This window comes from Azospirillum baldaniorum (assembly GCF_003119195.2).
GTDB classification, from domain to species: Bacteria; Pseudomonadota; Alphaproteobacteria; order Azospirillales; family Azospirillaceae; genus Azospirillum; species Azospirillum baldaniorum.
Map to the genome: position 1 here is coordinate 384,756 of NZ_CP022262.1, position 15,583 is coordinate 400,338.

The 15,583-nt window shown below is 69.1% G+C and carries 9 protein-coding genes; 3 read left to right on the forward strand and 6 right to left on the reverse strand.

Annotation, left to right across the window (positions count from 1 at the left end; all coding sequences use genetic code 11):
* Nucleotide 1: 1 nt before the first annotated feature.
* Together pflA and pyk are read right to left on the reverse strand one after the other, a co-directional pair.
* The gene (pflA, locus tag Sp245p_RS33225) at nucleotides 2-781 is read right to left on the reverse strand and encodes a pyruvate formate-lyase-activating protein (RefSeq protein ID WP_014199702.1); all 780 of its coding nucleotides are present in this window, start codon (nucleotides 779-781) and stop codon (nucleotides 2-4) included.
* 66 nt (nucleotides 782-847) lie between these two features.
* Nucleotides 848-2,374, reverse strand: coding sequence for a pyruvate kinase (pyk, locus tag Sp245p_RS33230; RefSeq protein WP_014199703.1), 1,527 nt, complete (start codon nucleotides 2,372-2,374; stop codon nucleotides 848-850).
* A 501-nt stretch (nucleotides 2,375-2,875) separates the two neighbouring features.
* Between pyk and Sp245p_RS33235 the strand changes: the two genes are divergently transcribed.
* Complete coding sequence (locus Sp245p_RS33235) at nucleotides 2,876-5,437, forward strand: HWE histidine kinase domain-containing protein (RefSeq protein WP_014199705.1); 2,562 nt, start codon at nucleotides 2,876-2,878, stop codon at nucleotides 5,435-5,437.
* 30 nt (nucleotides 5,438-5,467) lie between these two features.
* Here Sp245p_RS33235 and Sp245p_RS33240 read toward each other — a convergent pair whose 3' ends face one another.
* The 3 genes from Sp245p_RS33240 to Sp245p_RS33250 form a co-directional block, all read right to left on the reverse strand.
* Nucleotides 5,468-8,233, reverse strand: coding sequence for a hybrid sensor histidine kinase/response regulator (locus Sp245p_RS33240; protein ID WP_014199706.1), 2,766 nt, complete (start codon nucleotides 8,231-8,233; stop codon nucleotides 5,468-5,470).
* Nucleotides 8,234-8,376: 143 nt separating this feature from the next.
* The gene (locus Sp245p_RS33245) at nucleotides 8,377-9,030 is read right to left on the reverse strand and encodes a TetR/AcrR family transcriptional regulator (protein WP_041814475.1); all 654 of its coding nucleotides are present in this window, start codon (nucleotides 9,028-9,030) and stop codon (nucleotides 8,377-8,379) included.
* A 228-nt stretch (nucleotides 9,031-9,258) separates the two neighbouring features.
* Nucleotides 9,259-9,984, reverse strand: a complete 726-nt coding sequence (locus Sp245p_RS33250) for a TetR/AcrR family transcriptional regulator (RefSeq protein ID WP_014199708.1) — start codon at nucleotides 9,982-9,984, stop codon at nucleotides 9,259-9,261.
* A 206-nt stretch (nucleotides 9,985-10,190) separates the two neighbouring features.
* Here Sp245p_RS33250 and Sp245p_RS33255 point away from each other — a divergent pair, with 206 nt between their 5' ends.
* Nucleotides 10,191-11,375 carry an efflux RND transporter periplasmic adaptor subunit gene (locus Sp245p_RS33255; RefSeq protein WP_014199710.1) on the forward strand — a complete coding sequence of 395 codons (1,185 nt, stop codon included), beginning with the start codon at nucleotides 10,191-10,193 and terminating at the stop codon, nucleotides 11,373-11,375.
* A 16-nt stretch (nucleotides 11,376-11,391) separates the two neighbouring features.
* Nucleotides 11,392-14,544, forward strand: a complete 3,153-nt coding sequence (locus Sp245p_RS33260) for an efflux RND transporter permease subunit (protein ID WP_014199711.1) — start codon at nucleotides 11,392-11,394, stop codon at nucleotides 14,542-14,544.
* A gap of 128 nt (nucleotides 14,545-14,672) precedes the next feature.
* On the opposite strand, the gene Sp245p_RS33265 is transcribed toward Sp245p_RS33260, so the two are convergent.
* Nucleotides 14,673-15,509, reverse strand: a complete 837-nt coding sequence (locus Sp245p_RS33265; protein ID WP_014199712.1) for a MurR/RpiR family transcriptional regulator — start codon at nucleotides 15,507-15,509, stop codon at nucleotides 14,673-14,675.
* Nucleotides 15,510-15,583: the final 74 nt, after the last annotated feature.

A 15,583-nucleotide genomic window follows, 5' to 3' on the forward strand; every position in this document is an offset into this window, starting at 1 on the left:
CTCACACGACCTTGAGGCCCTGCGTCCGGAAGACGCCGCGCACCCGCTCGGTCAGCTCCGGCGGGGGAGGTTCGGTGTTGGCCAGCGCGTAGGGCAGGCCGAGCTGCTTCCATTTGAACTCGCCCATCTTGTGGAAGGGCAGGACGTCCACCCGCTCCACCACCTCCAGGCCGGCGGCGAATTCCGCCAGCCCCTCGATCTCGTCGAGATGATCGGTCAGGCCGGGAACCAGCACGTAGCGCAGCCAGATCGGCTTGCGCATCGCGGACAGCCGTTCGGCGAATTCCAGGGTCGGGCGCAGCGGCACACCGGTCACCGCGCGGTAGGTGGCTTCCTTGAACGCCTTGATGTCCAGCAGCACCAGATCGACGTCGGCCAGCAGATGGTCGTCGGCGTGACTGCCCAGGAAGCCCGAGGTGTCCAGCGCGGTGTGCAGGCCGAGTTGCTTGGCGCCGCGGTAGATGGCCGCACAGAATTCCGGCTGGACCAGCGGCTCGCCGCCGCTGAGGGTCAGGCCGCCATGGGCGCGGTGCAGGAAATCGGCGTAGGTGGCGATGTCGGCCAGCACGTCCGAGGACTGGGCCGGCGACCCGTCGTGCATGTGGCGGGTGTCGGGGTTGTGGCAGTACTGGCAGCGCAGCGGGCATCCGGCCAGGAACAGGACGTAGCGCAAACCCGGCCCATCGACCGTGCCGCCCGTCTCCACCGAATGGACCCAGCCGCGGACCGATGCGCCCGTCCCGGCGGCGTGCGCGGGTTGGGGGGTAATCGGGCTGAGCATGAGGCACCTCGTGAATGGGCGCCGGTGTCCGCTTCATGCGGCACCGGCGCTGTGTGCCATCCTATGTCACGCCCCGGCGTCGGCCATGACCGGGGTCAATTGATCTGACCGCGACTCTTGCGCGTACTGCGTGTATCCTCCGGCCGGAAGGACGGGGCGCTCCACCCAGGCGATGCGCAGGATGTTGGTCGATCCCGGCATGCCGAAGGGCACGCCCGCGGTGATGACCAAGCGCTGCCCGTCCTCCGCCAGGCCGTGGGCGTAGGCGATGCGGGTCGCCTTGTGCACCATGTCGGAGAAGTTCTGGATGTCCTCGGTCAGCACGCTGTGCACGCCATAGGCCAGCACCAGGCGGCGCGAGGCGGCGACGGTCGCGGTCAGGCAGAGGATCGGCACCTCCGGCCGTTCGCGGGCGGCGCGCAGGGTGGTCGAGCCGCTGGTGGTGTAGGTGACGATGGCCGCCGCGTGGATGGTGTGGGCGACCTGCCGCGCTGCCGCGGTGATGGCGTCGGCGGCCGTCTCCTGCGGGTCGGCGTGCTGGGCGTCCATCATCGTGCGGTAAAGGTCGTCGTGCTCGACCCGGCGGGCGATGCGGTCCATCATCGACACCGCCTCCACCGGGTAGGCACCCGACGCGGTCTCCGCCGACAGCATCACCGCGTCGGCGCCGTCGAAGACGGCGGTGGCGACGTCCGACGCCTCGGCGCGGGTCGGGGCGGGGGCGCCGATCATCGATTCCAGCATCTGGGTGGCGACGATCACCGGCTTTCCGGCCTTGCGCGCCTCGCGGATGATCCTCTTCTGGATGCTCGGAACGTCCTCCGGCGGCATTTCCACGCCGAGGTCGCCGCGGGCGACCATGACGCCGTCCGACAGCTCGACGATGCGCTCCAGATGCTGGATGGCCAGCGGCTTCTCCAGCTTGGACATCAGGGCGGCGCGCCCGGCGATCAGCTTGCGCGCCTCGGCCACATCCTCCGGCCGCTGCACGAAGGACAGCGCCACCCAGTCCACCTCCTGGTCCAACGCGAAGACGAGGTCGGCGCGGTCCTTCGCGGTCAGGGGCGACAGCGGCAGCAGCACGTCGGGCACGTTCACGCCCTTGCGGTCGGACAGCTTCGTTCCGGCCACGACGACGGTGTCGGCGTGCTCCGGGCTGCACGCGGCGATGCGCAGCCGCACCTTGCCGTCGTCGAGCAGCAGGTCGGTGTCGGGGCGCAGGGCGGCGAAGATTTCCGGGTGGGGCATGCCGACGCGGGTGGCGTCGCCCGGCTCGGTGGAGAGGTCGAGGCGGAAGGGCTGGCCCACCGTCAGTTCCACCGAACCGTCGGCGAAGCGGCCGAGCCGCAGCTTCGGCCCCTGGAGGTCGGCCATGATGGCGATGGGCCGCTCCAGCTCGCGCTCCAGGGCGCGGATGGCGCGCACGCGGGCGCCGTGGTCGTCGTGGGAGCCGTGGCTGAAATTGAGGCGGAAGACGTCCACGCCCGCCTCGAACAGCGCGCGGATCATGTCCGGCGAGGAGGAGGACGGACCCAGCGTGGCGACGATCTTCGTCTGCCGGAAGCGGCGGATCGGGGAGGTGGGGGCGGTCATATCGAAACGGGCTCCGCAAAAGAGGGCGGGGACGGTGGGCGCGGCGCGCGGGCGCTCATCGGTAAGACCGCCGCGCCAGGGCCGGCGTGACAGGTGCGGCGCGCGGCGGTCGGTGCGGTTCTCGGGGATGCGCTCGCGGCGCGGGCGGGCTTGGGCCGGCCGGGCTGCGCGTCTGTCCTTCGCAAAATAAAATACTAGTATATCAGATTGAAAGGCAAGCCTGTTTCGCGGGGCGGGGCGGCCCTTCGGCCAAAATGCCGCAGGCACACCCGCCCAATGGATTGGCCGGCGTGTAGGGCTTTTTGCCGAGGGGGATGGTATTGGACCCCCTTCGATTTTGGATTATTTTACCGACACGACGTGCTTTAAGACCGCTTCGGTGTGTTGGCATGGAATAAGCCAAGGGATCGGCAAATCATCGGCCCACCCGGCTGCATGGGACAAATTTGAGGAACGCCGGAACAATGACGATGGTGACCGAATGACGCGGGTGGTGCGGCTATGAACGGTGGCGTAGACTTGAGCAATTGCGACCGGGAGCCGATCCATCTCGTCGGGTCCATCCAACCGAGCGGATTCCTGATCGCGCTGTCGACGGATTGGATCGTCAAGCACGCCTCGTCCAACATTGGGGCGTGGCTGGGTGTGGAGCCCGACGCTCTGCTGGGGCTTCCCCTGAGCGAGGTGATGGACGAGGAGGCGCTGCACGCCATCCGCGGGCGGCTCCAGCTCTCCCTCATCAACGGGTCGGTGGAGCGCGCCTTCCGGGTGAAGCTGTCGGCCAGCGCGCTGCCTCTGGACATCGCGGTCCATCTGTCCGGACAGTCGATCATCATCGAGGCGGAGCCGAGCGAGCCGGACAGCGAGCTGGACGTCGGTTCCATGGTCCGCGCGATGATCGGACGGCTTCAGCGCACCGCCGACTTCGACGCCTGCTGCCGGGAAGCGGCGCGGCAGCTGCGGTCGCTGACCGGCTTCGATCGGGTGATGATCTACCGCTTCGACCGTGACGGTGCGGGCGAGGTGATCGCGGAATCCGCGGTGCGCGGCATGCCCTCCTATCTGGGGCTGCGCTACCCGGCGTCGGACATCCCGAAGCAGGCCCGCGCGCTGTACGAGCGGAACTGGCTGCGCTGCATCAACGACGTGGACGCCCCGTCCGCGGCCATCCTGCCGCCCTTCGGACCGGAGGGCGAACCGCTCGACCTGTCGATGAGCGTTCTGCGCAGCGTGTCGCCCATCCATTGCGAATATTTGCGCAACATGGGCGTCGCGGCCTCGATGTCGGTGTCGATCCTGCGTCGCGGCAAGCTGTGGGGCCTGTTCGCCTGCCACAACATGGTGCCGCGGCGGCTGTCGCTGGAGCGGCGTACGGCGGCCGAGCTGTACGGCCAGATGTTCTCCTTCCTTCTGGAGGGCGTCGAGCGCGACCGCGAGGAGGCCTACGAGGCCAAGGCGCACCTGCTCCACACCCGCATCATGGCGGTGATGGCGGACGGTGCCTCCTCCATGGAGAATTTGGAGCGGTTGCGCGGCGAGGTCGGCCACTACATCCGCAGCGACGGCTTCGCCATCGTGCTGGGCGGCCAGACCCTTGTGGACGGCAGCACCCCGACGCCGGAGGAGTTGCTCGGGCTGGTGCGCATGCTCAACCGCGCGCACGCCAGCCGCGTCTTCGCCACCAGCGAGATCGCGCAGGTCCACCAACCCGGGATGGACTTCGCCGAGCGCGCTGCCGGCATGCTGGCCATCCCGGTGTCGCGCAAGCCGCGCGACTACATCATCTTCTTCCGCAAGGAGTCGGTCCGCACCGTCACCTGGGCCGGCAACCCGGACAAGCCGGTGGAGGCCGGCCCCAACGGGCAGCGGCTGACCCCGCGCAAGAGCTTCGAGGCGTGGAAGGAGACGGTCCTCGGCCAGTCGGAACCCTGGACGGAGGCCGATCTGCGCATCGCCGACTCCCTGCGGATCACGCTGATGGAGGTGGTGCTGCGGCTGGCCGACCAAGCGGAGGAGGAGCGCCGGACGGCCCGCGAGCGGCAGGAGCTGCTGATCGCCGAGTTGAACCACCGGGTCCGCAACATCCTCAGCCTCGTCCGCGCGCTGCTGGCCCAGAGCCGGGCCGGGGTCACCCGTGTCGAGGAGTTCGCGGAGATCGTCGGCGGGCGCATCCAGGCGTTGGCGCGGGCGCACGACCAGTTGACCGCGGAGAACTGGAAACCCTCCCCCCTTCGCCCGCTGATCGCGGCGGAGGTCGACGCCTATCTGGGCCACCGGGCGGAGCGGGTGGTCCTGTCGGGGCCGGAGGTGCTGCTGTCGCCGCCGGCCCTGTCGGTGATGGCGCTGATCATGCACGAGTTGGTGACCAACGCCGCCAAATACGGCGCCTTCGCCGACAGCGGCGGCCGGGTGAAGGTCCGTTGGAGCCTGGACGACCAGGACGCGTTGGAACTCTGCTGGGAGGAAAGCGGCGGGCCGCCGGTGCAGGCGCCGACGCGCCAGGGCTTCGGCACCACCATCATCGAGCGTTCGGTCCCGCACGAGCTGAAGGGCGAGGCGACGGTGACCTACGCCCTGGCCGGGCTGAGGGCGCGCTTCACCATACCGGCCATCCATGTCAGCCTGGCGCCGGAACGTCCGGCGGTGGTCGAAGCGGCGGTGACGCCCTGCGCGGCGGCGGACATTCCGCTGGGCGGGACGGTGCTGCTTCTGGAAGACAACATGATCATCGCGATGAGCGCGGAGGACATGCTGCTGAAGCTGGGCGCCGACCGGGTGGAGACGGTGGCGAGCGTCCGTCAGGCGCTGGTCGCCATCGCCGACGATCCGCCGGGCATGGCGCTTCTCGACGTCAATCTGGGAACCGAGACCTCCTTCCCGGTGGCGGAGCGGCTGCGCGAGCTGGGCATCCCCTTCCTGTTCGCCACCGGCTACGGCGAGTCCGCGATCTTCCCGGAGGAGTTCCGCGACGTGCTGGTCCTGCGCAAGCCCTACGATTCGGAGCAGGTGCGGCGGGGCCTCCAGACGGTGCGGGGGGCTGTAGCCGGTCGTCGGGAGGACTGATTGTAGGGAGCGTTGGCCCGCTCCGCACCGTCACGCGGCGGTGCCGGTCTGGCGGGTCAGGGCCTCCTGGAGCAGGCGGGCGGTCACCGGCTTGAACATCACGCCGATCCCGTGCCGTTCGGCCTCCTGCATCACGTCGGGGCCGGAATCGCCGGTCAGCAGGACGGCGGGAACCGGCGCTCCGGCCAGTTCACGGATCTTCAGGATGGCCTCGGTGCCCACCTTGTGCTCGCGCAGGCGGTAGTCGGCGACCATCACATCGGGCCGCCGGCCCGCCGCCCGCAGGCGGGCCAGCGCCTCCTCGGTGGATGAGGCGACGATGGTGTCGTAGCCCCAGTCCTGGAAGATCGAGCGCAGCCCCATCAGGACGATGGCGTCGTCGTCGATCAGGACGGCCAGCCGCCCGCGCTCCGTTTCGCGGGGTGGAAGAGCCGGGGCCGGGCTTTCCGTGGCGTCGCCGAGGGGGACGGAGATGCGGAACACCGACCCCTTGCCGAGTTCGGAGCGCACCTCCACCGGATGGCCGAGCAGAGCCGACAGCTTCTGCACGATGGCGAGGCCGAGACCGAGCCCCTGGTTGCGGTCCCGCTCGGGGTTGCCGACCTGATAGAACTCCTCGAAGATCCAGGACATCTGCTCGCCGGAGATGCCGATCCCGGTGTCGCGCACCTGGATGCCGGCGTGGCCGTCCAGGGGGTGGCACTCCAGGCGGATCACCCCGCGCTCGGTGTAGCGGATGGCGTTCTCCACCAGATTGCGGACCATGCGTCCCAGCAGGTTGCGGTCGCTGCGCACGGTCAGGTCGTGATGGTTCACCACCTGGAGATCGAGACCCTTGGCGGCGGCGACCGGGGCGTAGGAGGACCCGATATCGTCGAGCAGCGGCTTGACCGCGATGTCCTCGATCCGCGGCTCGATCACCCCGGCGTCCAGCTGCGAGACGTCCAGCAGGCTGTCGAGCAGGCCCTTCAGCGTCTCCATCCCGCGCTCCAGCATCGCCAGGGCGTCGCGCCCGCGCGGGGAATGGACGTGGCTGTGCAGCGCCTCGGCGAAGAAGAACATGGACTGCATGGGCTGGCGCAGGTCGTGGCTGGCGGCGGCCAGGAAGCGGCTCTTGGAGCGGTCGGCCTGCTCCGCCGCCTCGCGGGCCATGCGGCTGTCGTGCACGTCCACCGCGGTGCCGACCCAGGCGATGATCTGACCGTTCTGGCGCATCGGGTTGATCCGGCAGACGTGCCAGCGGTAGGCCCCGTCGTGGCGCTGCATGCGCACGTCGAAGCCGTAGGATTCGCCCGCGGCGATGCCGCGCTCGCGGCAGTCGAGCAGCCGTGGATAATCAGCGGGGTGGATGTAGGACCAGCGCTCCCCATGCTCCAGGCTGCGCCCTGTGTAGGAGCGCCAAGCGGCGTTGTAGTATTCCCGGCCGCCGTCCGGCCGGTTGATCCACATCATCACAGGGGTGTTCTCGACCAGTTCGCGGAAGCGGGTCTCGCTCCGCCGCAGGGCTTCCTCGCCGGTCTTGCGCTCGGTGATGTCGGTCAGGGTGACGACGGCCAGCGTGATGCAGCCGTCGGAGTCGCGCACCGGCTCGGCGTCGGCCAGACAGGTGATGGGACCGGCCGGGGTGTCGCGGCGCAGTTCCTCCTGCCGCACGACCGTGCCGTCGCGCAGGGCGCGGACCAGCGGCAGTTCCGAAGAACCTTCCGACGGGCTGCCTGTGAAGGGGCGGGGGTAGTCCTCGATGCGGTCGATCCGGCCCAGAGGCTGGCCGATCAGCCGTTCCGCGGCGCTGTTGTGCAGAATCATCCGCCCGGTGGGCGCCTCCGCCACCACCACGCCGGCGCGCAGATGCTCCAGCACCGCCTTCAGCAGAGACCGCTCCGTCTCGCGCTGGCGGGTCAGGCGTCCGATGGCCCAGGCGGTCCCGGTCAATGTGAACAGAAGAATGAGCAGGAAGGGGAACCACGACCACAGCGCGGAGACGTCGACGGTGCGCAGCGCGGCGGCCCGGTCGATCCCCACGGCGATGGCGAGGCCGCTGCCATTGGCGCCCGGCGGGGAGTAGGCGGTGACTCGGGCCACCCCGTCCAACCCTTCGGTCAGCGCCGTCGCCGTCTCCGCGCCGCTGAGATACAGGCCGAGCCGCTCGGGAAGCGGCTGGCCGACGATTCCCTGAAGGTCCGGCACGCGGACGAGGACGGTCCCGGCGCGGTCGGCCAGAAGGACGGTCACGTTCGGCGGCAGGGGCTTGCGCGCCTGATACTGGCGCAGCCAGTCGAGGTCGAGCAGGGCGGTGACGACCGCCGGTCCGCTCCCCCCCTCCTTGCCGCTCTCGCCGCCGTTCCGTGCGTAGGGCAGGGCGAAGGGCAAAACGCGGTGGCGCGGCCCCTCGGTGGCGACATATTCCCCCACCGAGAAGAGGCCGGTCGTCAGGGCCTGACGGATCTGCGGCTGGTCGGCGCTCCCGGTCCCGACGGTCTGCCGGTCGGTGGAGCACAGGACAATTCCGGACCGGGCGGCGAAGCCCAGCGTCAGGTAGCTGGGCAGGCGCTGGCGCAGCCGCTCCATCGTCTCCTGGCAGGCCGGGCCGGCGATGTCCGCCTCCGCCAGCGTGGCCAGGATGTGTTCGATGTCGTCGACGATCCGCTGCTGTTCGGTCTGGATCAGGTCGAGCAGGCGCAACGCCTCCTGACCGAGTTCGGCCTCCCGCTCCGCCCGCAGCCGGGTGTGGGAATAGACCTCGAACCCGATCAGCGGGGCCAGGGTGAAGACGAGCAGCAGAAGCCAGCGAACCATTGACACGATCGACCGTCCCGGCCCGGAGGCCGTTGGGATGAAGGAAGCGATCGTGTGAACCCTAACATACCGAAGTATGTTGCAACGCCTGTCCTTCGGTCCTAACGCTTTCCTCGCCCGCCCGTGCCGTCCTCAGCCCAAGGTCAGTGCTTCGCAATGGGGCGGGCGCCCGTCAGGAAGAGGGCGACGGCCCGTCCGACGTAACGCTCCGTCTCCTCCCTGGAGAAGGATTGTTCCGGCAGAATCAGGCGGCGCAGCAGGATGTTGCCGGTGATCATGCCGATGAAGCCGCGGGCGGCGGCCTCCGGCTCCGCGACGGACAAGGCGCCGGCGGCGGTCTGCCGCGCCAGATAGTCGGCCAGCCGCCGCTGGGCGGTTTCCGGGCCGATGCGGAAGAAGGCTTCGGCGATGTCGGGGATGCGCCCGCCTTCCGACACCAGCACGCGGATGATGGCCATGGTGCGGTCGTCGAACAGCGCCGCGACGATGTGCAGGGCGAAGCGGGCCAGCCCGTCCTCCGGTGCTGCCCGCTCGTCCGCCTGGATGGCGGCGAGCCCTTCCTGGATGCGGGCGCTGTTCTCCTCCATCATCGCGCGGAACAGCCCCTCCTTGTCGCCGAAATGCTCGTAGAGGGTGGCGCGGGAGCCGCCGGCCCGGCCGATGATGTCGGTCAGCGTGGTCTTCTCGAAGCCCTTCTCGACGAACAGCGCCGCCGCCGCGTCGAGCAGGGCCTGCCGGCGCGCCCGGCCGCGCGGGCCGACCGTGGATGAGTCTTTGTCGGTTGTCCTGTCCGTCAATTCCCTGGCGTTTCCCCGGTCCATCGGTTTTTTCCTTAGGCGCTGGCGGTCCTCGCCCCCACCCCGGCCCTCCCCCGCTGGGCGGAGGAGGGAGAATATGTCCCCTCCCCTGCGAAGCGGGGGAGGGTTAGGGTGGGGGCAACCACTGCCAGCGTGCGCATCGTCGCGGGAGCTATGACCCGTGCCGCCCCCGCTGGCAAGACGGCAATACGCCGCTCTCCATCAGGGTCAGGGCCGCGTCCCTGCGAGGAACAACCGCACGGACTGGCGGACGTAACGCTCCAACTCCTCCATCGAGACGGGCTCGTCCGGAAGGATCAGCCGCTTGGTCAGCAGGTCGCCGACCACCATGCCGATGAAGGCGTGGGCGGCCCCCTCCGGATCGTCGATGCGCAGGCGCCCCGCCTCGGACAGTTCGCGGAAGCAGTCGGCGAGCCAGCCGATGGTCTTCTCCGGGCCGACCTGGAAGAAGGCCTGGGCGATGTCGGGAATGCGCCCGCCTTCCGACACCAGGATGCGCAGGATGGCGGTGGTTTCCGGCATGGTCAGCGTGCCGGCGATGTGCAGGCCGACGCGGTACAGATTCTCTTCGAGCTCCTCGGCCATCGCCGCCGGGCCGGCGGCGTGCATCGCCGACATCTCCTCCAGCACGCGGTCGCAGTGGCGTTCCATCACCGCGCGGAACAGCCCCTCCTTGTCGCCGAAATGCTCGTAGAGTGTGGTGCGCGACCCGCCGGCCTGCCGCAGGATGTCGGACAGCGAGGTCAGCGCGAATCCCTTCTCCACGAACAGCGCCGCTGCCGCGTCGAGCAGCGCCCGGCAACGCGCCTGGCCGCGCGGGCCGCAGCCGGGCGTGTCGAAGCTGTTGATGCCGAGGCTGGCGATTCCGGCTCCGGCGATTCCGCCCCCAGCGATTCCGCCGTGGAACGGTGTGGATGCCCCCTTGTCGGGCATTGCGGTTCCCCCTTGCGCGAACGGTCGTTCTGAATGTATCGTCCGGTACAGTGTACTGTATGAGACAGTACGAATAAAGGGGTCATTTCGCACCGTCCGCGCGCACCGGCCTTTTCCGCCGGTCCCGAAAGCCGGGCGGAATGTGGAACGCCCCCGGCTCATTAGGACATTTCATCGCCGCATCACGGCGTTTTCACGAGGAACGGATGTTCAACAGGAACGCATTTCTGTCTCTTGCCGTGGCGGCCTCCCTGACCGTGGTGCTGGGCGCCTGCCAGGACAAGAAGCACGCCGCCGGGGGCCAGCCGGCGCCCGGTCCGGCGGAGGTCGCGGTGGCGACCATCCAGCCGCAGAGCCTGTCCGTCACCACCGAACTGCCCGGCCGCACCGCGGCCTTCCGCGTGGCGGAGATCCGCCCGCAGGTCAGCGGCATCGTGCTGAAGCGCTTCTTCACGGAGGGGAGTGACGTCAAGGCGGGCGACCAGCTCTACCAGATCGACCCGGCCACCTACGAGGCCAACCTCGCCGTCGCCCAGGCCGACATCCAGAAGGCGGAGGCCAACCTGCAGGCCGCCCGCAACAAGGCGGCCCGCTACAACGACCTCGTCAAGAACAGCGTCGTCAGCAAGCAGGACTACGACGACGCCATGGCCTCGCTGAAGCAGAACGAGGCGCAGCTCGCCGCTGCCAGGGCCGCCCACAATCTGGCGCGCATCAATCTGGACTACACCAAGGTCTTCGCCCCCATCTCCGGCCGTATCGGCAAGTCCGCCGTGACGGAAGGCGCGCTGGTCACCGCCAACCAGGCGACGGCGCTCGCCACCGTCCAGCAGCTCGACCCGATCTTTGTGGACGTGACCCAGACCGCCTCGCAGCTCATGCAGCTTCGCCAGGACATGGAGAGCGGGCGCATCCGCCCGGCCGAGCCGGGAAAAATCCCGGTCTCGCTGTTCCTGCACGCGGCGGAGGTCCCCTATCCCCAGCGCGGCGAGCTTCAGTTCTCCGACGTGTCGGTCGATCCGGGCACCAGCTCGGTCCAGCTCCGCGCGGTGTTCCCGAACCCGAACCAGGAGCTGCTGCCCGGCCTGTTCGTGCGCGCCCGCGTCGAGCAGGGCGTCGCCCAGAACGCGCTGGCCGTGCCGCAGGAGGCGGTCCAGCGCGGTCCGGACGGCTCGGCCCGCGTCTGGGTCGTCGGCGACGACAACAAGGTCAACCCGCGCACCATCAAGACCGAGCGGGCGATCAACAACGCCTGGCTGGTCTCCGACGGTCTGAAGGCGGGCGAGCGCATCGTGGTCGAGGGGCTGCAGAAGGTGAAGCCGGGGGGCGAGGTCAAGCCGGTGCCGGCCCAGGCCGCCGTGGCGGCCCTGCCCGGACCGCAGGCGCGCTGAGACCGAGGACCGATCCATGTCGAAATACTTCATCGACCGGCCCGTCTTCGCCTGGGTCATCGCCATCGTCATCATGCTGGCGGGCGGTCTGGCGATCCTGGGCCTGCCCGTCGAGCAATACCCGAAGATCGCCCCGCCGACGGTGTCCATCACCGCCAGCTACCCCGGCGCGTCCGCGAAGACGCTGGAGGACACGGTCACCCAGGTCATCGAGCAGAAGATGACCGGGCTCGACCACTTCCGCTACATGTCGTCGAACAGCGATTCGTCGGGCAACGTCACCATCACCCTGACCTTCGAGCCGGAGGCCAACCCGGACATCGCCCAGGTCCAGGTGCAGAACAAGCTCCAGCTCGCCACGCCGCTCCTGCCGCAGGAGGTGCAGCAGCGCGGCCTCCAGGTGTCGAAGGCCGGCAACGACTTCCTGATGGTCGCCGGCTTCGTGTCCAGCGACGGGCGGCTGAGCCAGGGCGACATCGCCGACTATGTGGCTTCCAACCTCCAGGACACGATCAGCCGCGTCGAGGGCGTGGGCGACATCACCGTGTTCGGCCCGCAGCACGCCATGCGGATCTGGCTGGACCCCGACGCGCTGAACAGCCACCAGCTGACCACCATCGACGTCACCAACGCCATCAAGGCGGAGAACACGCAGGTCTCGGCGGGCCAGCTCGGCGGCGCCCCCGCCGTTCCCGGCCAGCGCATCAACGCCACCATCATGGCACAGTCGCGCATGCAGACGCCGGAGGAGTTCGGCGCCATCCTGCTGCGCGTCAACCCCGACGGCGGCCAGGTGCGGCTGCGCGACGTCGCACGGATCGAGGTCGGGCAGGAAACCTACGAGATCACCGCCCGCTACAACGGCAAGCCGGCGGCGGGCCTTGGCGTCAAGCTGGCGACCGGCGCCAACGCGCTCGACACCGCGGCGGCCGTGAAAGCGCGCATCGCCGAGCTGTCGGCCTTCTTCCCGGAAGGGCTGGAGGTCATCTACCCCTACGACACGACGCCCTTCGTCGAACTGTCGATCCATGAGGTCATCAAGACGCTGATCGAGGCGATCATCCTCGTCTTCGCCGTGATGTACCTGTTCCTGCAGAACTTCCGGGCGACGCTGATCCCGACCATCGCGGTCCCTGTGGTGCTCCTCGGCACCTTTGGCGTGCTGTCGCTGTTCGGCTTCTCGATCAACACGCTGACCATGTTCGGCATGGTGCTGGCCATCGGCCTGCTGGTCGACGACGCCATCGTGGTGGTGGAGAACGTCGAGCGCGTGATGAGCGAGGACGGGCTGCCCCCGCGCGAGGCGACCCGCAAGTCGATGGGCCAGATCACCGGCGCGCTGATCGGCATCGCGCTGGTGCTGTCCGCCGTGTTCGTCCCGATGGCCTTCTTCGGGGGTTCCGCCGGCGCCATCTACCGCCAGTTCTCGCTGACCATCGTGTCGGCGATGGCGCTGTCGGTGCTGGTCGCCCTGGTGCTGACCCCGGCGCTCTGCGCCACCATCCTGAAGCCGGTGGCGAAGGGCCACGGCCACGCCAAGCGTGGCTTCTTCGGCCTGTTCAACCGCGGCTTCGACGCCAGCAGCCGCGTCTATCTGCGCGGCGTGCGCGGGGCGGTGTCGCGGCTCGGGCGCTACGGCCTCGCCTACGCGCTGATCGTCGGCGGCCTGGCCTACCTGTTCCTCCAGATGCCCTCCTCCTTCCTGCCGCAGGAGGACCGCGGGACGATGTTCGTGCTGTGGTCGGCCCCGCCGAACGCCAGCATCGAGCGCACGCTGGAGACCACCAAGCAGGTCGAGACCTACTTCCTGGAGCAGGAGAAGGACAGCGTCGAGGGCCTGTTCACCATCGCCGGCTTCAACTTCGCGGGCCGCGGCCAGAACGCCGGCATGGCCTTCGTCCGGCTGCGCGACTGGAGCGAGCGCGAGTCCGCCGACCGCAAGCCGACGGCCATCGCCGGCCGCGCCATGGGCGCCCTGTCGAAGGCCAAGGACGCGGTGGTCTTCGCCTTCATGCCGCCCTCGGTTCCGGGTCTCGGCAACGCCACCGGCTTCGACCTTCAGCTCGTCGACCGCGGCGGCGTCGGGCACGACCGGCTGATGCAGGCGCGCAACCAGCTTCTGGGCCTCGCGGCGCAGAACGCCAAGCTGGTCGGCGTCCGCCCGAACGGTCTGGAGGACACGCCGCAGTTCAAGCTGACGGTGGACCGTGAGAAGGCCAGCGCGCTCGGCCTGTCGCTGAACGATGTCAACACGACCCTGACGGCGGCCTGGGGCTCCTCCTACGTCAACGACTTCATCGACCGGGGGCGCGTGAAGCGCGTCTATCTCCAGGCGGACGCCCCCTACCGCATGCAGCCGAGCGACGTCGACCGCTGGTACGTGCGCAACGGCATGGGGCAGATGGTGCCGTTCTCCGCCTTCACCACGGCGCAATGGACCTACGGTTCGCCGAAGCTGGAGCGGTACAACGGCATGTCGTCGCTCAACATCCAGGGCTCCGCGGCGCCGGGCATCAGCTCCGGCGAGGCGATGCAGGAGATGGAGGCGATGATGGCCAAGCTGCCGCCGGGCGTCGGCTATGAATGGACCGGCCTGTCCTACGAGGAGCGGCTGAGCGGGTCGCAGGCGCCGGCGCTCTACGCCCTGTCCATGCTGATCGTCTTCCTCTGCCTGGCCGCGCTCTACGAGAGCTGGTCGGTGCCGGTGTCGGTCATCCTGGTGGTGCCGCTGGGCGTCATCGGCGCCGTGCTCGCTGCCACGCTGCGCGGTCTGCCCAGCGACGTCTACTTCCAGGTTGGCCTGCTGACGACCATCGGCCTGTCGGCGAAGAACGCCATCCTGATCGTGGAGTTCGCCAAGGCACTGTACGACGAGGGCATGGATCTGAAGGACGCCGCCATCGAGGCGTGCCGCCAGCGCCTGCGCCCGATCATCATGACCTCGCTGGCCTTCGTGCTGGGCGTGCTGCCGCTGGCGACCAGCAGCGGCGCCGGTTCGGAAAGCCAGAACGCCATCGGCGTGGGCGTGATGGGCGGCATGATCTCCGCCACGGTGCTGGCGATCCTGTTCGTCCCGGTCTTCTTCGTCGCGGTCTACCGTCTGTTCGGCAGCAAGCGCGCCGGCGCCCACCCCCTGCAGGGTGCCGAGCCGATGCACGCCGGAGACTGACGGTTCGGCTGCGGTTGGAAGCGGAAAGCCCGGTCCCGGAAACGGGGCCGGGCTTTTTGCTTTGGGGCCTGCGGCAGAACGGCACAGGACGGGCGGAACGGCTTGCTGTTAAACTAATATACTAGTATTTATTGTTCACGGGGATGGCGGCTGAGCGCCTGCTTGTGGCGTTCCAGCCGCTCCCGCAGGGCGTCGCCTTTGCGCAGCGCCACGGCAATCGACAGTATGTCGCCGAGGACCAGATGGCTGATGCGCGACGTCATGGGCGAGTGGATGTCGAAGTCTTCCGCGACGTCGGCCAGCAGGCTGACCGTGGCGAGCTGCGCCAGCGGCGAGCCGGAGCGGGTGATGGCGACGACCGAGGCTCCGGACGAAAGCGCGTTCTGCACGGCCTCCAGCATGTCGCGGGTGCCGCCCGAACTGGACACGGCGACCACCGCGTCGCCGGGGGAGAGCGACAGGGCCGACACGAAATAGACGTGGGCGTCGCTGTAGGCGACGGTGGGGATGCCCAGCCGGAAGAAGCGGCGCTGGATGTCCTGCGCCACCGTGCCGGAGTTGCCGGAGCCGTAGAACTCGATCCGCCGCGCCCCGGCCAGCAGGTCGGCGGCGCGGTCCACCGCCTCCGCCGACAGGTTGTTGCGCACCTGCATGAGCGTCGCCAGGGTGCGGTCGAACACCTTCCCCGCGATGCCCGCCGCGCGGTCGTCCGGGCTGACCTCCTGGTCGATGAAGGGCATGCCCGCCGCGATGTCCTGGGCCAGCTTGATCTTGAACTCGCGGAAGCCGCTGCAGCCCAGCGCCCCGCAGAAGCGGGCGATGGTCGGCTCGCTGACTCCGGCGCGTTCCGCCATGTCGGCCATCGACAGGGTGATGACCTCGCCCGGCTGGGCCAGCACGCAGTCCGCCAGCTTCCGTTCCGAAGGACGGAGCCCGTCGCGCACCGCCATGATCCTCGCCAGCATCGACCTGTTCCCCCGTTCCATCCGTTCGCCACTGTAGCACGGATAGTAAAACTACATGGCCCGATAGAAGGGCG

Bases quoted from the DNA above. Each gene is read 5' to 3' on its own strand.
- pflA (WP_014199702.1), bottom strand. From the start codon at position 781: ATGCTCAGCCCGATTACCCCCCAACCCGCGCACGCCGCCGGGACGGGC.
- Sp245p_RS33265 (WP_014199712.1), bottom strand. From the start codon at position 15,509: ATGCTGGCGAGGATCATGGCGGTGCGCGACGGGCTCCGTCCTTCGGAA.
- Sp245p_RS33235 (WP_014199705.1), top strand. From the start codon at position 2,876: ATGAACGGTGGCGTAGACTTGAGCAATTGCGACCGGGAGCCGATCCAT.
- Sp245p_RS33250 (WP_014199708.1), bottom strand. From the start codon at position 9,984: ATGCCCGACAAGGGGGCATCCACACCGTTCCACGGCGGAATCGCTGGG.
- Sp245p_RS33255 (WP_014199710.1), top strand. From the start codon at position 10,191: ATGTTCAACAGGAACGCATTTCTGTCTCTTGCCGTGGCGGCCTCCCTG.
- Sp245p_RS33260 (WP_014199711.1), top strand. From the start codon at position 11,392: ATGTCGAAATACTTCATCGACCGGCCCGTCTTCGCCTGGGTCATCGCC.
- pyk (WP_014199703.1), bottom strand. From the start codon at position 2,374: ATGACCGCCCCCACCTCCCCGATCCGCCGCTTCCGGCAGACGAAGATC.
- Sp245p_RS33240 (WP_014199706.1), bottom strand. From the start codon at position 8,233: ATGGTTCGCTGGCTTCTGCTGCTCGTCTTCACCCTGGCCCCGCTGATC.